Origin of the sequence: Streptomyces sp. NPDC087270 (genome assembly GCF_044744625.1) — a bacterium.
In the GTDB taxonomy this organism is placed as follows: Bacteria; Actinomycetota; Actinomycetes; order Streptomycetales; family Streptomycetaceae; genus Actinacidiphila.
This window is the reverse complement of the sequence record NZ_JBIUYR010000003.1, coordinates 231,431-253,288: the sequence shown is the minus strand read 5'-3', so window position 1 is coordinate 253,288 and position 21,858 is coordinate 231,431. Positions and strand designations below refer to the sequence as shown.

Annotated in this window: 19 protein-coding genes and 1 pseudogene; 13 read left to right on the top strand and 7 right to left on the bottom strand. The window is 74.2% G+C overall.

Annotated features, from left to right (window positions below; genetic code table 11):
- Positions 1-68 precede the first annotated feature (68 nt).
- The 7 genes from ACIPAE_RS07905 to ACIPAE_RS07875 are packed head-to-tail and all read left to right on the top strand — an operon-like array spanning position 69 to position 7,379.
- Positions 69-1,226, top strand: coding sequence for an ABC transporter substrate-binding protein (locus tag ACIPAE_RS07905; RefSeq protein ID WP_402443643.1), 1,158 nt, complete (start codon positions 69-71; stop codon positions 1,224-1,226).
- A 41-nt stretch (positions 1,227-1,267) separates the two neighbouring features.
- Positions 1,268-2,290, top strand: a complete 1,023-nt coding sequence (locus ACIPAE_RS07900) for an NrtA/SsuA/CpmA family ABC transporter substrate-binding protein (protein WP_329373173.1) — start codon at positions 1,268-1,270, stop codon at positions 2,288-2,290.
- A gap of 11 nt (positions 2,291-2,301) precedes the next feature.
- The gene (locus ACIPAE_RS07895) at positions 2,302-3,135 is read left to right on the top strand and encodes an ABC transporter permease (protein ID WP_328473711.1); all 834 of its coding nucleotides are present in this window, start codon (positions 2,302-2,304) and stop codon (positions 3,133-3,135) included.
- Entirely contained in the window at positions 3,132-4,154 is a 1,023-nt protein-coding gene (locus tag ACIPAE_RS07890; RefSeq protein WP_402443641.1) for an ABC transporter ATP-binding protein, read from the top strand. The genes ACIPAE_RS07895 and ACIPAE_RS07890 overlap by 4 nt, the downstream gene beginning before the upstream one ends.
- Positions 4,151-5,122 (top strand): ABC transporter substrate-binding protein, encoded by a 972-nt coding sequence (locus ACIPAE_RS07885; protein ID WP_329373175.1) that lies wholly within the window; start codon positions 4,151-4,153, stop codon positions 5,120-5,122. Before ACIPAE_RS07890 ends, ACIPAE_RS07885 begins: the two co-directional genes overlap by 4 nt.
- Entirely contained in the window at positions 5,119-6,207 is a 1,089-nt protein-coding gene (locus ACIPAE_RS07880; RefSeq protein ID WP_328459777.1) for an LLM class flavin-dependent oxidoreductase, read from the top strand. The genes ACIPAE_RS07885 and ACIPAE_RS07880 overlap by 4 nt, the downstream gene beginning before the upstream one ends.
- A complete protein-coding gene (locus ACIPAE_RS07875) occupies positions 6,207-7,379 on the top strand; it encodes a M20 family metallopeptidase (RefSeq protein ID WP_402443638.1) in 1,173 nt (390 codons plus the stop codon). Before ACIPAE_RS07880 ends, ACIPAE_RS07875 begins: the two co-directional genes overlap by 1 nt.
- A gap of 125 nt (positions 7,380-7,504) precedes the next feature.
- Here ACIPAE_RS07875 and paaK read toward each other — a convergent pair whose 3' ends face one another.
- Together paaK and ACIPAE_RS07865 are read right to left on the bottom strand one after the other, a co-directional pair.
- Positions 7,505-8,821, bottom strand: a complete 1,317-nt coding sequence (gene paaK / locus ACIPAE_RS07870) for a phenylacetate--CoA ligase PaaK (protein WP_402443637.1) — start codon at positions 8,819-8,821, stop codon at positions 7,505-7,507.
- A gap of 626 nt (positions 8,822-9,447) precedes the next feature.
- Entirely contained in the window at positions 9,448-10,176 is a 729-nt protein-coding gene (locus ACIPAE_RS07865; RefSeq protein WP_329373182.1) for a TetR/AcrR family transcriptional regulator, read from the bottom strand.
- Between the two features lie 242 nt (positions 10,177-10,418).
- Between ACIPAE_RS07865 and ACIPAE_RS07860 the strand changes: the two genes are divergently transcribed.
- Both ACIPAE_RS07860 and ACIPAE_RS07855 read left to right on the top strand, forming a co-directional pair.
- On the top strand, positions 10,419-11,006 hold the full coding sequence (locus tag ACIPAE_RS07860; RefSeq protein ID WP_366411539.1) for a flavodoxin family protein: 588 nt from the start codon (positions 10,419-10,421) through the stop codon (positions 11,004-11,006).
- Between the two features lie 83 nt (positions 11,007-11,089).
- Positions 11,090-12,079, top strand: coding sequence for an aldo/keto reductase (locus ACIPAE_RS07855; protein WP_402443634.1), 990 nt, complete (start codon positions 11,090-11,092; stop codon positions 12,077-12,079).
- A 288-nt stretch (positions 12,080-12,367) separates the two neighbouring features.
- Here the strand turns inward: ACIPAE_RS07855 and ACIPAE_RS07850 are convergent, their stop codons facing one another.
- Positions 12,368-13,096, bottom strand: coding sequence for a CGNR zinc finger domain-containing protein (locus ACIPAE_RS07850; protein WP_402443632.1), 729 nt, complete (start codon positions 13,094-13,096; stop codon positions 12,368-12,370).
- Between the two features lie 135 nt (positions 13,097-13,231).
- Here ACIPAE_RS07850 and ACIPAE_RS07845 point away from each other — a divergent pair, with 135 nt between their 5' ends.
- The gene (locus ACIPAE_RS07845) at positions 13,232-14,224 is read left to right on the top strand and encodes a zinc-binding alcohol dehydrogenase family protein (protein WP_402443630.1); all 993 of its coding nucleotides are present in this window, start codon (positions 13,232-13,234) and stop codon (positions 14,222-14,224) included.
- A 462-nt stretch (positions 14,225-14,686) separates the two neighbouring features.
- Here the strand turns inward: ACIPAE_RS07845 and ACIPAE_RS07840 are convergent, their stop codons facing one another.
- Positions 14,687-15,190, bottom strand: a complete 504-nt coding sequence (locus tag ACIPAE_RS07840; RefSeq protein WP_402443629.1) for a MarR family winged helix-turn-helix transcriptional regulator — start codon at positions 15,188-15,190, stop codon at positions 14,687-14,689.
- A gap of 106 nt (positions 15,191-15,296) precedes the next feature.
- Between ACIPAE_RS07840 and ACIPAE_RS07835 the strand changes: the two genes are divergently transcribed.
- The 3 genes from ACIPAE_RS07835 (at position 15,297) to ACIPAE_RS07825 (ending at position 18,531) form a co-directional block, all read left to right on the top strand.
- Entirely contained in the window at positions 15,297-16,259 is a 963-nt protein-coding gene (locus tag ACIPAE_RS07835) for a zinc-binding alcohol dehydrogenase family protein (RefSeq protein ID WP_402443627.1), read from the top strand.
- Between the two features lie 135 nt (positions 16,260-16,394).
- Positions 16,395-17,762 carry an NAD(P)/FAD-dependent oxidoreductase gene (locus tag ACIPAE_RS07830; protein ID WP_329373195.1) on the top strand — a complete coding sequence of 456 codons (1,368 nt, stop codon included), beginning with the start codon at positions 16,395-16,397 and terminating at the stop codon, positions 17,760-17,762.
- Positions 17,763-17,838: 76 nt separating this feature from the next.
- A complete protein-coding gene (locus ACIPAE_RS07825; protein WP_329373197.1) occupies positions 17,839-18,531 on the top strand; it encodes a ribonuclease H in 693 nt (230 codons plus the stop codon).
- Between the two features lie 163 nt (positions 18,532-18,694).
- Here ACIPAE_RS07825 and ACIPAE_RS07820 read toward each other — a convergent pair.
- The 3 genes and pseudogenes from ACIPAE_RS07820 to ACIPAE_RS07810 form a co-directional block, all read right to left on the bottom strand.
- A pseudogene (locus tag ACIPAE_RS07820) lies at positions 18,695-19,684 on the bottom strand (PP2C family protein-serine/threonine phosphatase); the annotation flags it as partial.
- Positions 19,685-20,257: 573 nt separating this feature from the next.
- Entirely contained in the window at positions 20,258-21,337 is a 1,080-nt protein-coding gene (locus ACIPAE_RS07815) for a DUF4232 domain-containing protein (protein WP_402443625.1), read from the bottom strand.
- The gene (locus ACIPAE_RS07810; protein WP_329374573.1) at positions 21,321-21,809 is read right to left on the bottom strand and encodes an RNA polymerase sigma factor; all 489 of its coding nucleotides are present in this window, start codon (positions 21,807-21,809) and stop codon (positions 21,321-21,323) included. The genes ACIPAE_RS07815 and ACIPAE_RS07810 overlap by 17 nt, the downstream gene beginning before the upstream one ends.
- Positions 21,810-21,858: the final 49 nt, after the last annotated feature.

The window sequence follows — 21,858 nt, the reverse complement described above, 5'->3', positions numbered from 1 at the left end:
GCACCCCGCGTCCCCCGCCCCGCCCCCGCACGCCGCATCCCCGCGCCCAACTGCCGCCTGGAGCACCCATGTCCGAGCCGGACGAGATCTGGTTCACCCGCTGCCCCGTCCCCACCGCCACCGGCATCGCCGCCGACCGCGGCACCCTGGCCGCCGAGTTCGCCCCCGACGGTATCGCCGTGCGCTCGCTGCGCGACGCCGCCGACGACGAGCGCAGCGACGGCCTGCCCCGCAGCCACTTCACCCACGAACTGACCGCGCTGTTCCGCGAGGGCGGCAACGTCCCGGCGCTGTGGGCGCGTTCACGCGGCGAGGCGACCAGGGTGATCGCGCTGACCTGGATCGAGGAGCGGCAGTCCATCCTGGTCCGCGCGGACAGCGACCTGCGCACCCCCGAGCAGTTGCGCGGCCGGCGGCTGGCCGTCCCGCGCCATGACATCGCGATCGACTTCTGGCGGGCCATGGCGCTGCACGGCCACGCCGGAGCCCTCGGACTGGCCGGGCTGACCCTGGACGACGCGCGGCTCGTCGAGGTGCCCGGGGTCCGGCAGGGCCAGTGGGAGGGGGAGCTGGCGGCGCTGCGGGACGGCCGGGTCGACGCGGTCTACGTCAAGGGCGCGGTGGCCGTCGAGACCGCCCGCCGCTACGGCGCCGAGGTCGCGATCGACCTGGACGCGGTCCCCGACCGCCGCAGCCGGGTGAACAACGGCACACCCCGGCCGATCACCGTCCACCAACGGCTGTTGGACGAGCGGCCCGAGCTCGTGACGCGCTTCCTCGCCGTGCTGCTCGACGCCGCCGAGTGGGCCGCGGCCCACCCCGGCGACCTGGCCCGCATCCTCGGCGCCGAGACCGGGGCCGGCCCCGACGGGGTGGCCGACGCCTACCGCGCGGGCACCGCCGGCAGCCTCGGACTCGACCTGAGCGAGGAGCGGCTGACGCTGCTGGCCGAGCAGGAGCGGTTCCTTTACGCGCACGGCTTCCTGCCCGAACCGGTCGACGTCGCCGGCTGGGCGGACCACGAACCCCTGCGCCGGGCCCGCGAGTTGCGCGCCGCCCGGGCCGCGACCGCCGCCGAAACCACTGCCGTGGAAACCACTGCCACCGCGCCCACCCCCGGCACCTCGCACGCACCCGCCGCCCCGCAGCCGTCCGGCACGCGGAGCCCGGCCGCCGGGTCCCATGCCGTCGCGCCGGCCGCCGGCACCGCCTCCGCCACCCCCTGAACCCGCGCCGACCACGGCCCGCCACTTCCTGGAGACCTTCCGTGAACGTCCGTCAACTAGCCCTCGCCACCACCTCCCTGTTCGCCGCGCTGGCCCTGGCCGCCTGCTCCTCGTCCTCCACCGGCTCGGCCCGCGCCGACGCCGGCGGCAGCGGCGCGACCATCACCGTCCGCATCCCCGACGGCGGCAACTCCGGAGTGCTCGCCCTCGGACGCAAGGACGGCTCGCTCGCCAAGGCCCTGGCCAAGGTGCACGCCAAGGTGGCCTGGACCGGCACCGCCGGCGCGTTCGCCCCCGCCGCACAGGAACTCGACGCCAACGCCCTGGACTTCGCCGAGGGCTCCATCACCTCCGCGATCGCCGCACTGGCCCAGACACCCGGCTTCAAGCTCTTCTCCGCCGTCGACCCCGACGAGCTGGGCGAAGGCATCCTGGTGAAGAAGAACTCCGACATCAAGAGCGTCAGCGACCTGGTCGGCAAGAAGGTCGCCGTCTGGCACGGCGGTACCAGCGAGTACCTGCTGCTCAAGGCCCTCCAGCAGGCGCACATCCCGGCCGACAAGGTCAAGCGGGTCTACCTCCAGCCCAACCAGATCGGCCCGGTCTTCAACTCCGGCCAGGTGGACGCCTGGTCGACGTGGGCGACGTACTCCATCCCGGCCCTCGCCAACTCCGGCGCGCGCTTCCTGACCACCGGCGGCCAGGTCGGCTCGGACAACTACGCCGTCTGGGCGGTCCGCAACAGCTTCGCCACCCAGCACCCGGAGGTCGTCAAGGCGCTCTACGACTACCTGCACGACGCCGGACTGAAGCAGCAGCAGAACCCCGAGGCGTACCTCAACGTCAAGACCGACTCCGGCCCGGAGGCCGTCACCCCCGCCCAGCGGGCGGTCGAACTGCCCATCGACAAGGCGCTCGGCACCGCGCAGCCGATCGGCGCGACCCAGCTGGCGCACTTCGCCACCGTCGCGCAGTTCTTCGCCGACCAGAAGATCACCAAGGGTGTCTTCGACGTCAAGCCGTACGTGATCGACATCGACAAGACCGCTGCGAGCGCCAAGTGAGCGGCGTGGCCATCGGCACGTCCACGGACCCGGCGGCACCCGGGCTGGTCGCACCGCGCCCGAAGGTGGTCCGGCCGCGGCCGCGCGCACTGAGCCTGGGGCTGCGGCTGCTCGGCCCGGTGGCACTGGTGCTGGTCTGGATCTGGGCCTCCGCCTCGGGCACGCTCAGCCCGTCGCTGCTGGCCTCACCGCGCCAGGTGCTCTCCGCGTTCAAGGAGTTGTGGACCAGCGGCCAACTCGGCGACGCGCTGTCCGTCTCGCTGACCCGGGCCGGCCTCGGCCTGCTGATCGGCGCGTCGGCCGGGCTGGTGCTCGGCGTGCTGACCGGGTTCTCCCGGCTCGGCGAGGAACTGCTCGACTCCTCCATGCAGTTGCTGCGCACCATCCCGTTCCTGTCCCTGGTCCCGCTGTTCATGGTCTGGTTCGGCATCGGCGAGACCGCCCGGGTGGTGCTGATCGCGGTGGCGACCAGCTTCCCGATGTACGTCTCGGCCGCCGGCGGGGTGCGCAACACCGACCGGAAGCTGGTGGAGGCCATGCGCAGCTTCGGCATGGGCCGGCTGGCGCTGGTCCGCGAGGTGGTGCTCCCCGGCGCGCTGCCCGCGCTGCTGTCCGGGCTGCGGCTGTCGATGACCCTCAGCGTGATCGCCCTGATCGCGGCCGAGGAGATCAACTCCACCGCCGGCATCGGCTACCTCATGTCGACGGCGCAGGAGTACAGCCGCACCGACATCCTCACCGTCTGCATCCTCATCTACGCCCTGATCGGGCTGGTCGCGGACGGCAGCGCCCGGCTGCTGGAACGGCTGCTCATGCCCTGGCGCACTCAGGGGGCCGCACGATGAGCGAGACCCTCGCGGGCGCCGTCGGCGCCCACGCAAACCACGACCGCAGCCACGACCGCAGCCAGGACCCCGGCCACGCCCAGGTCCAGGCCGACGCCGACACCGAGGCGCAGGACCGTACCGGCGCCCAGGACCGCACCGGCGGTCGGGCCGCCGTCCGCATCCGCGGGCTGCGCCGCACCTTCGGCACCCGGCATGTGCTCGACGGCCTCGATCTGGACATCGCCCAGGGCGAGTTCCTGGCCCTGCTCGGCGCCAGCGGCACCGGGAAGACCACCCTGCTGCGGATCATCGGCGCCCTGGACCGGCACGACGAGGGCACCGTGCTGGTCCCGGAGTCGCGGACCGTCGTCTTCCAGGAGCCGCGCCTGGTGCCGTCCAAGAAGGTGCTGGCCAACGTCACCGTCGCCCTGCCGCGCGGCACCCGCACCAAGGAGACCGGCCGGCGCGCCCTTGCCGAGGTCGGCCTTGACCGGCACGCCGACGCCTGGCCGGCCACCCTGTCCGGTGGCGAGGCCCAACGCGTGGCGCTGGCAAGGGCGTTGATCCGCGAGCCGGAACTCCTGCTGCTGGACGAGCCGTTCGCGGCCCTGGACGCGCTGACCCGGCTGCGGATGCACGACCTGGTCGGCGAGTTGTGCCGCCGTCACCAGCCCGCCGTGCTGCTCGTCACCCACGACGTCGACGAGGCGATCCGCCTGGCCGACCGGGTGGCCGTCCTGCGCGACGGCCGGCTGGCGTCCGACGAGCGGATCGCCATCGACCACCCGCGCGACAGCGCCGACCCGCGGTTCGCCGCCCTGCGCACCCGGCTGCTCGCCGAACTCGGCGTGGGGCACGGCCGGTCCGCCGCCGGGCCCGGCGCGCCGGCCACGGGGGAGCACCCCGCCGGCAAGCACCTCGACCCCGGCGCCGACCCGGGCGCCACTTCCGGCCCGGCCCCCGTGACAGGCCCCGCCGACGCCCGCACCACCGCACCCACGACCGGTTCCACCACCCCCGAGGAGTCCTCCGCATGACCGTCAACATCGGCGTCCACCAGGCCAATCCGTCGCTGTACCACCTCTCCCGGCTCGGCCTGCTCGAAGAGGCGCTGCGCCCGTCGGGCGAGACCGTCGCCTGGCACCGGATCGGCGGCCTGGACACCGCGGCCGCGCTGGCCGACGGCACCATCGACTTCGGCGGCACCGGCTCCACCCCGCCGCTGTCGGCCCAGGCGGCGGGCCACGACCTCGTCTACGCCGCCGTGTCGGCGCCGCGTCCGGGCCACGGTGCCCTGCTGGTCCGCGCGGACGGCGACATCGCCTCCCTGGCCGACCTCAAGGGCCGCACCGTACACCTGGCGATCGGCTCGTGGCAGACCCACTTCGTCGCCAAGTCCCTTGCCCAGCACGGCCTTTCCTATGGCGCCGACATCACCGCGCAGCGGTCCGGCGCCGGCTCCTACGCGCGGCTGCTGGACGGTGGCATCGACGCCTGGGTGGGCCAGGGCGCCGAACTGGCCGCCGCGCGCCGCGACGGCCGGGTGCGCACCCTGGCCGAGGCGGGCGACCTGATCGCCGACCGCTCGGTGTTCTTCACCCGCCGTGAACTCGCCGACAGCCGCCCCGATCTGGTCGGCCTGATCGTCCGGGCGCTCCAGGCCGCGGACACCTGGGCGGCCGGCCACCTGGACGAGGCCGCCGAGATCGCCGCGGCCGACCAGGGCGGCAGCGCGGCGGACTGGCGCGAGGCACTGGCCGCGCTGCCCTGGCAGCTCGAACCGGTCTCCGCCGGCTTCGTCGCCGAGCAGCAGGAGGCCGCCGACATCCTCGCCGCGGCCGGCTTCCTGCCCCGCCCGATCACCGTCGCGGACGCCCGCCACCCGGGCCTCGACGCCGTCGCCGCGCGATCCCTCACCCCCGCCCCGTCGGAAACCGCCCCGTCCGAAACGTCCGCAGCGGTCGCCGCAGCCGCCGCCGAGACCCGCGAAGCCCCGGAGAAGTGACCGTGCCCAGCCCCGAGATCCTCTGGTACATCATCCCGCGCGAGGGCGCCTACCCCTGGGAGCCCGCCGGCCGCCGCAGCATCGACCTGGCCTACCTCCAGCAACTGGGCGTCGCCGTCGACCGGTTGGGCTACGACGGCGCGCTGTTCGCCACCGACCTGTACGACGTGTGGCCGCTGGCCAGCGCGGTCGCCGCACAGACCCGGCCGAGTTTCAAGCCGCTGCTGGCGGTCCACCCCGGCCTCATCTCCCCGACCATGCTCGCCAAGATGGCACTGAGCTTCGCCCACCTCTTCGGCCCCGACCGGCTGCGCTTCAACGTCGTCAACGGCTCGACCGAAGCGCTGCGCCAGGCCGGCCTGCAACTCGAACACGACGAGCGGTACGAACTCAGCGCCGAGTACTGGGACATCGTCAAACGGCTCACCGCAGGCGAGGTCTTCGACCACAAGGGCCGCTTCTACGAGCTGACCGGCGCCGGCGCGGGCCTGCGCGAACTGGCCCCGATCCAGGGCGGCGTGCACACCCCGCTGTGGTTCGGCGGCTCCTCCGCCCCCGGCATCGAGATGGCCGCCCAGCATGTCGACGTCTACCTCACCTGGGGAGAACCGCCGCACCTGCTGAAGGAGAAGCTGGACCGGGTGCGCGAGCGCGCCGCCCACTACGGCCGCGAACTGCGGCTCGGCCTGCGGCTGCACCTCATCGTGCGCGACACCGAGGAGCAGGCGTGGGCCGCCGCCGACCGGCTGCTCGACGTCACCAGCCAGGCGACGTACACCCGGATGCTCGGCGACCCGGAGAGCAAGGACGGCGAGGGCTGGGCCCGGCAGTTCCGCCAGCACGGCGGCCGAGTGCCCAAGCACGCACGGGAGTTGGAGAAGCACGCCAACCTGTGGCCGGGCATGAGCCTGTTCCGCCCGGGCCCGGGCACCGCCGTCGTCGGCAGCACCGCCCAAGTCGTGGACCGGCTGCGGGAGTTCCAGGACCTGGGCGTGGACACCTTCATCCTGTCCGGCAACCCGCTGCTGGAGGAGTCCTACCGCATCGCCGAGACCGTACTGCCCGCACTGCGGGGCACCGCCTGATGAACGACCTGGTGGAGCAGGCCCGTTCGCTCGGCCTCGACCGGTTGCGGCACGCCGTCCGCGAGCACCCGGAGACCGGCCTGCACCTGCCCCGTACCCAGGAGACCGTACTCGCCGCCCTCGACGGGCTGGGCCTGAGCACCCGTACCGGCACGGCGCTCAGCTCCGTGGTGGCGGTGGTCTCCGGTACGGGGCCGGGGCCCACGGTGCTGTTGCGTGCCGACCTGGACGCGCTCCCCTTCGCCGACGGCCCCCGGCACGCGTGCGGCCACGACCAGCACGCCGCGATGCTGGCCGGGGCCGCGCACCTGCTCGCCGCCCGGCGCGACCGGTTCGCGGGCGACGTGCTGCTGATGTTCCAGCCGGGGGAGGAGGGCCACGACGGCGCGCGGCTCATGCTGGAAGAGGGGCTGCTGGAGACCACCGGGAGCCGTCCGGTGGCGGCCTACGCCCTGCACTCCAGCGCGTCCGCGCCCGCGGGTCACTTCAGCAACACGGCCGGGCCCGCGCTGGCCGCCAACGGCACGCTGGCGGTCACCCTGCACGGCGCCGGCGGCCACGGAGCGTGGCCGCACCGCAGCCGCGACCCGATCCCCGCGCTGGCCGAACTCGTCACCGCGCTCGGCGCGTTGCCGGCCCGGCGGTTCGACCCGTTCGACCCGGTGGTGCTCACCGTCGGCACCGTGCACGCGGGCACCCGGCCCAACATCATCCCCGCGACGGCCACGATCGAGGCGACGCTGCGCGCGCTGTCCGACGCCACGCTCGCCCGGCTCGCCGAGGAGGCCGAGCGCACCGCCCGCGGCATCGGCGCGGCCCACGGCCTGGAGGTGTCGGTCACGTACGCCCCCGGCTATCCGGCGACCGTGAACGACACCGCCGAGGCCGACCTGGTGGGCCGGGCCGTGGCCGACCTCTTCGGCGCCGAACGCTTCACCCGCACCACCCGTCCGGCGCTGGTCTCCGACGACATCGGCCGGGTGCTGGCGGAGGTCCCTGGGGTGATGACGAGCCTCGGCGCCTGCCCGCCCGGCCGGGACCCGGCCACCGCGCCGGGCAACCACGCGCCCGAAGCGCTCTTCGACGACGCGGTCCTCGCCGACGGCGCGGCCCTGCTCGCCGAGGTCGCCCTGCGCCGCCTCGCCCCGCCCGCACCTCCGGCGGACGGATGACCGTATGACCCGCGTCACCCGTATGACCGCACGACCCCAGGACCGCCCGGCCCCGAGCCCGCGTACGCCCCCGGCCCCACGCCACCGCCCCGCGCCCCCGGCCCCGCGCGCCCGGGGGCGTGCGGTCAGGGACGGTCGCGCAGGTCCCGCAGGTCCGCGACCCGCTGGATCTTGCCGACCGAACGCTCCAGCGTCTCCGGGTCGACCACGGTGACCTCGACCGTCACCCCCACGCCGTCCTTCACCCCGCGGGCGATCGACGCGGCGGCCGCCGCCCGCTGCTCGGGCCCCGCGCCCGCCCGCGCCTCGACCTTCACCGCCATGTGGTCCATCCGGCCGGGCCGGGTCAGCTCGATCCGGAAGTGCGGCGCGACCGCGGGGGTGCGCAGCACGATCTCCTCGATCTGGCTGGGGAAGACGTTCACCCCGCGCAGGATGATCATGTCGTCGCAGCGGCCGGTGACCTTCTCCATCCGGCGCATCGCCGGGCGCGAGGTGCCCGGCAGCAGCCGGGTGAGGTCCCGGGTGCGGTAGCGGATCACCGGCAGCGCCTGCTTGGTGAGCGAGGTCAGCACCAGTTCGCCGCCCTCGCCCGGTGCCATCACCGCGTCGGTGATCGGGTCCACCACCTCCGGCAGGAAGTGGTCCTCCCAGATGTGCAGGCCGTCCTTGCCCTCGGCGAACTCCTGCGCCACCCCGGGCCCCATCACCTCCGACAGGCCGTAGATGTCCACCGCGTCGATCGCGAACCGCTCCTCGATCTCGGCCCGCATCCCCTCCGTCCACGGCTCCGCGCCGAAGATCCCCACCCGCAGCGAGGTGCTGCGCGGATCGATGCCCTGCCGCTCGAACTCCTCCAGCAGCGTCAGCATGTACGACGGGGTGATCATGATGATCTCCGGCTCGAAGTCCCGGATGATCTGCACCTGCCGCGCCGTCATCCCGCCGGACGCCGGGATCACCGTGCAGCCGGCCCGCTCGGCGCCGTAGTGCGCGCCCAGGCCGCCGGTGAACAGCCCGTAGCCGTACGCCACATGGACCTTGTGGCCGGGGCGGCCGCCCGCCGCCCTGATCGAGCGGGCCACCACCTCCGCCCACGCCGCGAGGTCGTGCTCGGTGTAGCCGACCACCGTCGGCAGCCCGGTGGTCCCGCTCGACGCGTGCAGCCGGCGCACCTCGGCCATCGGCACCGCGAACATCCCGAACGGGTACGCCGCGCGCAGGTCCGCCTTCGTGGTGAACGGGAAGTGTGCCAGGTCCGCCAGGCTCCGGCAGTCCTCCGGCCGCACCCCGGCCGCGTCGAACTTCCGCCGGTACGGCTCCACGTGGTCGTACGCGTGCCGCAGCGTCGCCCGCAACCGCTCCAGCTGGAGGGCGCCCAGTTCGTCCGGCCCCATCCGCTCCGCCGGGTCCAGCAGTTCGTCCGGGACGCTCCCGCTCATGCCGCTCTCCCTCGCACTTCCGGTCACTCCGCGCCGACCGGCATGCCGATCGCCGCGCCGACCGACCCCCTGCCGACCGATCGTTCGGTTTGGTCTCAGTGTCAACGAACCAGCAACCGCTCCCGCTGTCAAGGACTCGGCCGATCATCGTCGCCCAGGGTGCCCGGGACGCCCGGGCCGCGGCGGTTGATCAGTGCCGCTCCCGCCACGGCCGCCGGGCGGCCCACCGCTCCCATCGGCACCAGCGCCGCCGTGGGCGCCCGGCGGGGCCACCATCGCGCGCCCGGCGAGCGCGACCGCGCGATGAGCGGCGGGACCCGCACCCGCGGCCGCCCTGATCGCCGACGTGCGCCGGCGCCCACGGCGCGACGGCGCACGTCGGCGCGAGGACAACACGGGGGACCGCACGCGGTTCGGCACGCCGTCCAGGCCGGGGCAGCGCCGAGGCAAGCCCCAAAGCCGCCGGCGCGGTGCCCGCTTGGTGGCGTGGCTTCAGCGGCGCAGACGCTGGCGACGCCTTTCCCTGCCCAGGATCGGGGCGTCCTCGCATCCTTCGGGAGTGAGCAGCTGTGTCGGGACCGGTGATCTGTGAAGTTCCGTCGCGGACGGAGGGGCGGGCGGCCGGTTCAGCCTGCGAGGTGCTGCAGCCATTCGCGCAGCAGAGCCGTCTCCGTGTCTCGCAGAGGTACCCCGGCGCCCGCGGCTGAGGGCCCGGTGGTGAGCGCCGTCTGAAGTGCGGCATCGAGGGCGAGTGCGCGTGAGGCCAGGTCCGAGCCGGGTGAGGCGGGCGGGTCCGTGGTGACCGAGGCGATGACGGTGTCCCGCAGCCGTGCCGAAGTGGTCAGGTCCCGCTCCGCGGACTCTTCGCCGATCAGCGCCAGCGTCGCACCCGTTGTCGCCGCGTGGATGACGCGGGTCGCCTGCTCCACCGGAACCCGAAGGCGCCCGGCGTCGGCCGCCCGGCCCAGCAGCCTCACGAGCAGGGCGTGCGCCTCGTCCGCGGCCGGGGGCCGCCGCCCGGGCTGCACGGTGCCGTACATGAGCATGTAGAACGCGGGGTGCCGCAGTCCGAAGTCGACGTGCAGGTCCCAGCCGCGGTAGAGGTCGGCGACCGGGTCGTCGGGGGTCAGCGCCAGCGCCTCCCGTTTCTCGGCCAGGTACATCTCGAACCCGTAGGCGGCAAGCTCGGCCAGGAGTCCGTCCTTGTCGTCGAACATCCGGTAGAGCGCGGGGGCCGTGATGCCCGCGGCTGCGGCGACGGCGCGTGTGGAGACCGCTTCGCTGCCGCCCTCCTCCAAAAGCTTGGCGGCCACCTGCAGTACCTGGCGCCGCGCGGCGCGTCGTCCCTCGTTCATGGAACAACGATATCCCATTTTTCGTATCGCCGCCTTATCGGTGCTACTGTTTCAAGCGGAACGACGATCCACGCTGATGCCGCTCGGCACCGGCCCGTGGGACCCGGGCATGCGCCGCGCCCCGACCGGGGCTGTCGGTCCCCCGCCCGTGGAGCAGTGCGGCCGACCGCCGCAGCGGGCAGCTCGTCGTCCGCCGGCACCACCACCGAACACGCCGCCGTCGCGGCAGGAGAGGAACACCCATGTCCGATATCTCGATCGTCATCGCGTCGCATTCCGGCTACGGCCACACCGCGCAGATCGCCACGGCCGTCGCGGACGGCGCACGCTCCGTCGCCGGGACCCACGTCCACCGCGTGGACGTCGCCTCCCTCGGCGACGCCGACTGGGAACTGATGGACGCTGCGGACGCCATCATCTTCGGCACCCCCACCTACATGGGCAGCGCGTCGGGGGCGTTCCACGCCTTCGCCGAGGCCAGCAGCAAGCGGTGGATGACCCGCGCCTGGAGCGACAAGCTCGCGGCGGGATTCACCAACTCCGGCTCCATGAGCGGCGACAAACTGCACACCCTGCAGTACCTCTCGCTCCTGGCGGCCCAGCACGGAATGCTGTGGGTGAGCCTGAACCTCCTGCCGGGCTGGAACACCACCACATCCAGCCCTCAGGACGACAACCGCCTCGGCTTCTACCTCGGGGCCGGCGCACAGAGTTTCAACGACACCCCCGCGGTCCACGACGCGGACCTGAACACCGCTCGCCACCTCGGCCGACGCGTCGCCGAGCACACCCGCATCCACCGCGCCGGACTGACCGCCGCGGCGCACTGACGCGACGGTCCGTGCACCGCCCGGCGGCTTCACCCTGCGCCGGTGAAAGAACCACCTTTCAGTTCTCTTCGAAGGAGTCCGTCATGCAGCACCGGCCACTGGGCAGCCAGGGCCTTGAGGTCTCGGCGATCGGCTACGGCTCGATGGGCCTGACGATGGCCTACGGACCCACCGACGAGGCGGCCGGCGTCGCCGCCCTCCGCCGCGCCTACGACCTGGGCATCACCTTCTTCGACACCGCCGAGATGTACGGCTGGGGCACCGGATCGAACGAGATCCTGGTCGGCGAGGCGGTCAGGGACTTTCGCGACGACGTGGTCCTGGCCACCAAGTTCGGCGTCGACATGTCCGTGCCTCCCGAGCGGATCGGCGGCGCCCTCAACAGCCGGCCCGACAACATCCGCAAGGTCGCCGACAACAGCCTGCGCTACCTCGGCGTGGATCACATCGACGTCTTCTACCAGCACCGCGTCGACCCCGAGGTGCCCGTCGAGGAGGTCGCGGGCACCGTCAAGGAGCTGATCGACGCGGGCAAGGTGAGGTACTTCGGCCTCAGCGAGGCGGGCCCGGAGACGATCCGCAAGGCGCACGCCGTGCAGCCGGTTTCCGTCCTGCAGACCGAGTACTCCCTGTTCGAACGGGACGTCGAGCAGCTCTTCCCCACCCTGGACGAACTCGGTATCGGCTTCGTCGCCTATTCTCCCCTGGGCCGTGGGTTCATCACCGGCACCGCCAAACCCGCCGGCCAGTACGAAGCCACCGACATACGCAACGTCGACCCTCGCTGGCAGCCGGGCAACTTCGAGAAGAACGTCGAAGCCGTCGACCGGCTCGCCGAGCTCGCGGCGGCAAAGGGTGCCACCGTCTCCCAACTGGCCCTGGCCTGGCTCCTGACCCGGGGCGAGCACATCGTGCCGATCCCCGGCTCCCGCAGCCCGTCGCGCATCGAGGAGAACGCCGCCGCCGCCGACCTCACCCTCGCCGACGCGGACCTCACGGCCATCGACGAGATCCTGCCTCTGGGCGGCTTCGGCGCCCGCTACACCGAGGGGCACGTGCCCACCTGGATCTGATGATCCACCCCGGGACGGACGCCATTCGGGTCGGCTCCGGTGGGATCGGCGCAGGGCGGCGGGGGCGAGGCGGACCGTGTCGTGCGAGCGCGTTCGGGTGCGTACGGGCTGAGACGCGCACGGAAGGCCGGGCGGGCACGACGAACGCGCCGTCGCGGCCTTGGCGACGTAGAAGGTCAGCGCAGCGGAGCGGTCAAGCCATCAACATGTGGGCGGCTTCGGGGCACACCCGGCGCCACCCCCGGGCCGGCCCGATCCCGTCCGGAGGGGCCGGCGGACGGTCCTTCGTCACCTCGCAAGGTCCGCTTCCGGTCCGGCGTCGCCCGCCGGCGCCGCCGCGTCCTTGCGGCGGGCCCGGGCCCGGTAGCCGGCGACCTTCGCGAGGTTGCCGCAGCGGTCCATCGAGCACCAGCGGCGCCGCCGCGCCTGCGAGTCGTCCACGAACAGCAGCGAGCACGCCGGGTTGCCGCACTCCTTGACCCGGGCCGCCTCCGGGCCGCCCAGCAGGAGGACGCCGTCCCGCGCCACCGTGGCCAGTGCCGCCCCCGCCACCGGTCCGCGGTGCTGCCAGCGCACCTCCGGGCCGCCGGCGCCGGTCCGGTCGCCGTCCGCGAGCTGCGGGGCCAGGTCCGGCAGCACGGCCACCCGGTTGACGACCGCGATGTCCGTACGGCCGTACGGCCGGCCGTCCATCGCCGCGCGCACCAGACGGTTCAGCGCCTCCCGCAGCACCCTCGCCTGGGTGAGCCCCGCCGCTCCGACCTGCGGTACCGCCGCGCCGGGCGGCAGCAGCCCGGCCTCGCCGAACCACCGTGCCAGCGCCGCCGGTTCGGGCAGCCGCTCCACCGGGTCCGTGTGACGCTTGCCGAGGGTGGCCACGAAGTCCAGGCAGACCCGGCCGCCCACGAAGCGGAAGCCCGGTCCGCTCTCACCGCTCGCCGCGCCGGCTGAGCCGGCCGCACCCGCCGGGCCCGCCGTCGTACCCGCCGTACCTGCTTCCGCATCCGTCGCCGCCATGACACGACGGTAGCAGTTGACACTCGTTGAAGCGGTGTCGCACAGTGGGACCACTTCACCGGCGCCGCCCCGGCCCGGCAGACCTGACCGGCGCCGAGCCGACGCCGGGAGGGACCGACACGAGACAGGTGGCCCATGCGCGCGGTACGGATCGACACCTTCGGCGGCCCGGACGTCCTCACCCCGGTGGAGATGCCCGACCCGGTGCCGGGCCCCGGCGAGGTGCTGGTCCGGGTCGAGGCCGCCGGCGTCAACCGCGCCGACGCCCTCGCCCGGGCCGGCACCTACCACCGCGCCCGCCCGCTCCCGCTGGTCCTCGGCCTGGAGGCGGCGGGCACCGTCGCCGCCGTGGGGGAGGGCGTCGAGGACCTCGCGCCCGGCCGGCGCGTGATGGCCATGGGCGCGTCCACCCCCGGGTTCTACGCCGAACTCGCGGTCGTGCCCGCCGCCCGCGTGGTCCCGCTGCCCGACGGCGTCGACGTCCAGGCCGCCGCCGGGCTCCCGATCGCCTGGGTCACCGCCTGGTACTGCCTGCACCGGCTGGCGCGGCTCCGGAAGGGCGAGACCGTCGTCGTCCAGGCCGCCGGCAGTGGTGTGGGCAGCGCGGCGGTGCAGATCGCCGCGCACGCCGGCGCCCGCGTCATCGCCGCCGCCCGAAGCGCCGAGAAGGTCGGCTGGGCGGCCGGATTCGGCGCTCACGACACCGTCGACACCTCGGCCTTCCCGGGTGACGCCGCGGTCGAGGAGGTGCTGCGCCTGACCGAAGGACGCGGCGCCGACGTGGTCCTCGACGCCGTCGGCGGGGACGTCTTCGCGCAGAGCCTGCGCCAGATCGGCTTCGCCGGACGCGTCGTCGCCCTGGCGAACGTGGCGCTGCGGCCCAGCACCGTCGACACCCGCGACTTCTACCCGAAGAACGGCTCCGTCCACGGCTTCCAGCTCACCGGCCTGATCGAGCACGGCTACGACCCTCGCCCCGACCTGCGGGAGATCGCCGCCGGTGTGGCGGCCGGCACCTACCGGGTGCCCGTGGAGGCCACCTTCCCCCTCGACCAGGCCGCGCGCGCCCATGAACGCCTCGAAGAGCGCGCCAGCCGCGGCAAGATCGTGCTCACCGCCCAGCCGTGAACCGGGGGCGATGAAAGCCCCGCTCACGGGAGTCGCCGGCTGCCGCCGGCTCCGGGACCACCTGTCGGTGGGGGCTTGTCGCAGAGGGGTTCCGGAAACCAGAAGGGCGTCCTCCCCTCCCCGGGTGGGCCGTTGCCCCGGAAGGCGTTCACCGCTCGGGGCGCGGGGAACCGCGCGAGCAATCGGCAATCGGCAACCGGCAACCGGCGGTGGTCCGGACGCGACAAAGCGGCAGCCCCTACGGGTCGGTGGCCACGCGCGCCACCGTCGCGGGTGGTAACCCAAGGGCGCAACCTCAGGGGCTCAGGAGTACAGGGGTCGGCGGTCCTGATCGGGCTTGAGCCGCAGGACCCGGACCCGGGGGTGCGCCTCTGCCGCCAACTCCCGCGCCGACCGGCCCCGTACGTGGTGGTGGGCCGGCGGGGCGGCGTCAGGGGGCGGTGGGAGCGGCCGGAGGCTCGGTCAGATCGTCGAGTGGCCGGCCAGGACCGCGCTGGTGAGCAGGGAGAGCTGCGTGCGCTGCGTGTCGGTGAGGTGCGCGGTCAGGGCGTGGATGCGGCGGCTCGCGTCGGCGGCGCCCGTGCGGGCCAGCTCGTGGCCCTCCGCGGTGAGCGAGACCAGGACGGCGCGCCCGTCGTGGGGCGAGGTGGTGCGGCGGACGAGGCCGCGCCGCTCGGCCCGGTCGACCAGGCCGGTCATGCTCGACTTGTCCAGGCCCAGGTGCCGGGCGAGCGCCTGCATGCCGGGTTCCCGGTCGCGCAGCACGCCGAGCAGGCGGAGCTGGATCACCGACAGCCCGTACTCGGCCGCGACCTTCCCCAGCACGCCCTGGACCAGGAAGGAGAGCTGCGCCAGGCCGTCCGCGATCCCCACATCGGCCACATCGGCCATATCGGTCGCATCGGGCCCGGAGGGGGAGGCGGATGCGGGTGCGGACTCGGTGGTCGGCGCGGCGTCGTCGGACATGCGGTCATCGTAGCTTGACGTAGTACGTGGCACCAACTAATTTTGTTGGTGCCACGTACTAATGCCGTGGGCGGACCTCTGATCCGCCCCGTTCGAAGGAGCCGCCATGCGCGCCGCCGTCGTCCGCTCGTTCGACCACCCGCCCCGCTACGAGGAGTTCGCGACCCCTGACCCGGCCGGAGATCAGGTGCTGGTGGACGTGCTCGCCGCCGGGCTGCACCCCCGGGTCCGCTCCGGCGCGAACGGCACCCACTACACCAGCGACGGCCGCCTGCCGATGGTCCCCGGCGTGGACGCGGTGGGGCGGCTGCCCGACGGCCGGCGGGTGTACTTCGTGGCCGACGACGACGCGCCCGGCACCATGGCCGAGCAGGCCGTCCTCGATCCGCGCCGCGCCGTCCCGCTGCCCGAGGACGCCGACCCGGTGGTGATCGCGGCCGCGATGAACCCGGCCATGTCCTCGTGGGTGGCGCTGCGCCGCCGGGTCGCCTTCAAACCCGGGCAGAGCGTGCTGGTGCTCGGCGCGACCGGCAACGCCGGGCAGATGGCCGTACAGATCGCCCGCCACCTCGGCGCGGCGCACGTCGTCGCCGCCGGGCGGGACCCCGAGCGGCTGGCGATGCTCACCGGCCTCGGCGCGACCACGGTGGTCCCGCTGACCGGAGATCCGGAGGAGGCCGCCGGCCGACTGGGCGAGGCCGCCGCCGATGTCGACGTCGTCATCGACTACACCTGGGGCGCCCCCACCCAACTGGCCATCCCCGCCCTGCTCACCCGCCGGACCGAGCGCAGCGCGGCGCTCGACTGGATTCAGATCGGGTCCATGGCCGGGCCGGACATCACCCTGCCGTCGTTCGTGCTCCGCGCGGCGAACCTGCGGATCATGGGCAGCGGCCAGGGGTCCCTCACCGCGGCCGGCATCGTCGCCGAACTTCCGTCCCTGATGGAGCAACTCGCCGCGGGCACGCTCACGGCCGCGGCGCAGCCGGTGCCGCTCGCCGAGGTCGAGCGCGCCTGGACCGCCCCCACCGAGCCGGGCCGCCGCGTGGTGCTGACCGCCTCCGCGTAGCGCGCGTCCCGCCCGGCTCCGCCGTTCCGCTGGCGGCCCACCCGCCGGCGGGGTAGGACAGAAGTGCGAGGCCGCGATCCGCGGGCAGGCGCAGGGCGAAGGACAGCAGCCGGGCCGCAGAAGGGAAGGGCAATCGTGGCACGACCGAAGATCCTCGTGGTGGGCGCGGGTTTCGCCGGAGTGGGGTGCGTACGGCGGCTGGAGCGCAGACTGGGCGCGGACGAGGCGGATGTCGCCCTCGTGACGCCGTTCTCGTACCAGCTCTACCTGCCGCTGCTGCCGCAGGTCGCCTCCGGCATGCTCACCCCGCAGTCCATCGCGGTGTCGCTGCGCCGCAGCCAGAAGTACCGGACCCGGATCATCCCCGGCGGCGCCATCGGCGTGGACACCAAGGCCAAGGTCTGCGTGGTCCGGAAGATCACCGGCGAGACCGTCAACGAGCCGTACGACTACATCGTGCTGGCGCCCGGCAGCGTCACCCGCACCTTCGACATCCCCGGGCTGGTGGACAACGCGCGGGGCATGAAGACGCTCGCCGAGGCCGCGTTCGTCCGCGACCACGTCATCTCGCAACTGGACCTCGCCGACGCCAGCCACGACGAGGCCGAGCGCACCTCGCGGCTGCAGTTCGTCGTGGTCGGCGGCGGATACGCGGGCACCGAGACCGCCGCGTGCCTGCAGCGCCTCACCAGTAACGCGGCGACCCGCTACCCGCGGCTGGACCCGCGCCAGATCAAGTGGCACCTGATCGACATCGCGCCGAAGCTGATGCCCGAACTCGGCGACAAGCTCGGCCTCAGCGCGCAGAAGATCCTCCGGGACCGCGGCATCGACATCTCGCTCGGCGTGTCCATCGCCAAGGCCGGGCCGGAGGAGGTCACCTTCACCGACGGCCGGGTGCTGCCCTGCCGCACCCTGATCTGGACCGCGGGCGTCGTCGCGAGCCCGCTGGTCGCCACGCTCGACGCGGAGACGGTACGCGGCCGCCTCGCGGTGAGCGCGCAGCTGTCGGTGCCCGATCGCTCCGGGGTCTTCGCCCTCGGCGACGCCGCCGCCGTGCCCGACCTCACGAAGGACGACGAGGCCGCGGTCTGCCCGCCCACCGCGCAGCATGCCATGCGCCAGGGCCGCAAGGTGGCGGACAACGTCATCGCGTCCCTGCGCGGCCAGCCGCTCCAGCCGTACCTGCACAAGGACCTCGGCCTCGTCGTGGACCTCGGCGGCCGCGACGCGGTGTCCAAGCCGCTCGGCGTCGAGCTGCGCGGACTGCCCGCCCAGGCCGTCGCCCGCGGCTACCACTGGACGGCGCTGCGCACCAATGTGGCGAAGACCCGCGTGATGACGAACTGGCTGCTCAACGCGGTCGCCGGGGACGACTTCGTGCGGACCGGCTTCCTCGCCCGCACTCCGGCCTCGCTGCGCGACTTCGAGTACACCGACGCGTACCTGACGCCGGAGCAGGTCCGCGAGCACACCGAGGCGGCGCACCTCCAGCAGAAGTGACCGGCGCCAGGGCGGCGTGACGGCGCCGGGACCGGCCGGGGTCCGCGCCACCCTCGCCAGGTGGCATGATCGGAGCGTGGCAGACCGCATCACCGCCGCCTGTGACGGCGCGTCCAAAGGAAATCCGGGTCCGGCCGGCTGGGCCTGGGTCATGGCAGACGGCTCCGGCGAGCCCGAGAGGTGGGAGGCGGGGCCGCTGGGCACCGCCACCAACAACGTCGCCGAACTCACCGCCCTGGAACGGCTGTTGACCGTCGCCGACCCCGCGGTACCGCTGGAGATCCGGATGGACTCCCAGTACGCGATGAAGGCCGTCACCACCTGGTTGCCGGGCTGGAAGCGCAACGGCTGGAAGAACTCGGCGGGCAAGCCGGTGGCCAACCAGGAGCTGGTGGTCCGGATCGACGCCCTGCTCACCGGCCGCACCGTGGACTTCCGCTACGTGCCCGCGCACCAGGTCGACGGCGACCGGCTCAACGACTTCGCCGACCGCGCCGCCAGCCAGGCGGCCGTCACCCAGCAGCCCGCCGGCAGCGCCGAGGGTTCCCCGGCGCCGCCGCCCGCGCCCGCGAGCAGCCGCAAGCCCGCCAAGGGCGCCGCGCGGTCCGGCCCGCGCGCCACGAAGGGCGCCGCCGAGCCGGCCGGCGGCGGGCCGGTGCGCACCTTGAAGGCGAAGTACCCCGGCCGGTGCCGCTGCGGCCGCCCCTACGCGGCCGGCGAGCCGATCACGAAGAACCAGGACGGCTGGGGCCACCCGGACTGCCGCTGACCCCGTCGGGGCCGGAAACGGGGCCTGCGGCAGAACCGGGGCCTGCGGCAGAACCGGGCTCCGAGCCGGAACCCGAATCCGCCGCGGAACCGGAAGCGGCGTCCGTTCCGGCGCTCGCGGCGTCCGGCGTCGCCGCGGGCACCGGACGCGCCCTCGGGTCCCGGTAGCGCAGCAGCAGCATCGCCGCGTCGTCGTGCAGCGGCCCCTCGGCGTGGGCGATCAGGTCCGCCCGCAGTGTCTCCAGGGCCTGCTGCGGGTCGTCGTCGGCGAGCAGGTGCGCCCGCTCGCCGAGCGGGTAGAACGCCCCGGACGCGTCACGTGCCTCGGTGACGCCGTCGGTGTACAGCAGCAACTGGTCGCCGGGGCGGAAGTCCACCTCGAACGGCACCGGCGGCTCGTCCTGGCGCATCCTCAGCCCCAGCGGCAGCGAGTACGCCGGCGGCTCGGGGAAGTCGACCCGCCCGTCGGGGCGGACCACCATCGGCGGCGGGTGGCCGAAGTTCAGCAGCGTGGTGCCGCCCCGCGGGTCGATCTCCGCCATGACCGCGGTGACGAACTTCTCCCCGCGCAGCGTGCGGTCTGCGGCGCGCTGCACCCGCTCGCCGACGCCCTCCAGGGTCTTCTCGTCGTGTGCCGCCTCCCGGAACGCGCCCACCACCACCGCGGCCGTCTCCACCGCTTCCAGCCCCTTGCCCTGCACGTCGCCGATGATCACCCGCACCCCCGCGGGCGTGGGCACCACCTCGTACAGGTCCCCGCCGATCCGCGCCTCGGTCACCGCGGAGGTGTACGACACGGCGGCCCGCAGATGGCCGGCGCTGCGCGGCACCGGGCGCAGCAGCACGCGCTGCGCGACCTCGGCGATCGACCGGACGTTCGCCAGTTCCGCCTCGCGCCGCTGCCGGGTGACCGCGGCGATCACCGCGGCGACCGTCACCCCGACGACGGCGCCGATCGCGGCGAACCCGCGCCGCTCGGCGAACAGGCCGTCGACCGCGCCCAGCGCGCAGACCACGGCCACCGCCAGCACGCCGATCACCGCCGTACGCACCCAGGAGCCGACCAGCCCGGCGAAGGCCGGGCCGAGCGCCACCAGCGGCAGCAGGCCCACGCTCTGCCCGCCGATCCCGTCGACCAGCGCGACCAGCGCCATCACGGCGTACGGCAGCACCGTCAGGGGCAAGGGGGCGGAGGGGCGGTCCAGGCCGACCGGGAGGCGGCTGCTGCCCGAGTCATCGAGGTCGTCCGCCTCATCGCCGAAGCGGTCCGGGTCGTCCTCGCCGACCGCGTGGTCCGTGGCGAGGACGTCCGTCGCGGCCACCTGGTCCGTACGGCGGGCGCGGTCCGTCGCGCGGTCCGCCGCGTCGAGGTCGTCCGCCCGGTCGGTCTCGCCGACGGCGGCGCGGCCGTCGTCGTACAGGCGTCCGGCCGGGTGGCGGGCGCCCCGCACGGTCTGCGGGCGCTCGCGGGCAGGGCGGCGGTCGGCCCGGAATCGTCGCAGCTCGCTCACCTCACTTCCCCGACCGTCAGGTTAGGCCCCGGGCGGCCGGCGGGCCTGTCGGTCCTCACGTGCCGTTACCGCATTGAGCCCTGTTTCAAAGCTTCGCGCACCGGGCGCGTGGACGCGAAGCCGCCGGGTCCGCCACATGACGCCGCGGGCCTCCCGCGTGCCGCTGCGGCGCGCCCCTTCGCGGGAGCGCGCCGCAGCAGGGACACCGCGGGGGGCTCAGGAGGGCGGGTTGCCGGTCTTGCCCGCGGTGAAGGGGGTGATCTCGAACATGTCGTCGCAGTCGGTGATCTGCCCGGTGAACTTCAGCGACGCCTTGCTGCCCGGCGGGTACATCTTGAGCTGGGCCGACGTGGCCAGGCAGGTGCCCTGCTGGTTGATCGTGTGGATGGTGTCGCTGGCGCTGCCGCCGGGCTTGAGGACGACGGGGGAGTAGCTCACCTTCCGGCGGGTGGCGGGTTGGCCGATCTGCTTGCCGCTCGCGTCGAGCATCGACAGGCCCGGGTAGCCCGCGACGCGGCAGGTCGTCCCGCTGGTGTTGGTGATCACCAGGTAGCGGTAGAGGTTGCCCGCGCCCGCGTCGCCGCCGCCCAGGGTCGCGGTGAGCTGCGCGGCGGTGCACAGCGGGCTGGTGTCCGGCGTCGTCGGGGCCGTGGTGGGCACCGTGCCGGGCGCGCCGGCGGTGTCGCCGGCGGACGGCGTGGGCGAGGTGGGCGCCGCGGGCGTGTGCGTGCCGCTCCCGCCGCTGGCCCGCTGCTCGGAGGGCGTGGCGGTCGGCCGCCCGGAGGGCGCGGGGCCGCTGCTGGCCAGGGAGTGGTCGGCCGGCGGGCCGATCGTCCTGTCGCCGTCGGGGGTGACCACTCCGGTGACGAACAGCGCGCCCGCGATGACCGCGGCGACCGCGGTGCCGCCGGCCAGCGCCCGTACCCTGCGGCGCCGTGCGGCCCGGCGCCTGATCCGCTCGAAGGTGCCGGGCGGGGCGGACAGATAGCCGCCCGCGGGCCGCAGCAGCCGCGCCAGGGGGTCCGTGCCGTCGTCGCGGCCGGGGCCCGGGCCGTCGTCGAGGTCGCGGTCGACGTCGCGGCCACCGGCGATGTCGCGGCCGGCCCGCTCGTCCGAGGGATCGTCGAGGCCGCCGAGGCGGTCGAAGCCGTTCGCCCGCTCCACGCGCCCGCCAGGGCCGTCGGAAGCGCCGGAGCCGCCCGAGCCGCCAGAGCCACGCGACGTGCCGGGCGGGCCGGACTCCTCGGGGGGCCCGGACCCGTCCGGAACCGCGGGGCCGTCAGGAAATCCGGTCATGGTGCTCCCCGAGCTTGGCGCGCAGCAGTTCGCGGGCGGCGTGCAGGTCGGCCTTGACGGTGCCCTCCCTGCGGCCCAGCAGGGCCGCCACCTCCCGGACCGGCAGGTCCGCGAAGTAGTAGAGCAGGGCCGGGTCGCGCAGCCGCTCCGGCAGCGACTGCACCAGCATCCGCACCGTGGGGTCGGTCGCCTCCGGCTGCTGCTTCACCGCTTCCTCCGTCTTCACCCGGCGCAGCGCGCGCCGCTCGCGCTCCAGTTTGCGCCAGTGGTCGCGCACCAGGTTCGCCGCGGTCACGTAGAGGAAGCCGCTGGGCTCCTCCACCTTCGTCCAGCGCGCCCAGAGCCTGGTGAACGCCTCGGAGGCGATCTCGTGCGCGGTCCCGTCGTCGTCCACCAGCTTGCGCACCCAGCCCGCCAACCGCGGGTACAGGGCCGCGAACAGCTCGGAGGCCGCGCGCTCTTGAGACCGGATGGTCGCTCCCCTCGCTTGTCGTCGTGACGGCCCGGCGGGCCCAGCCGAC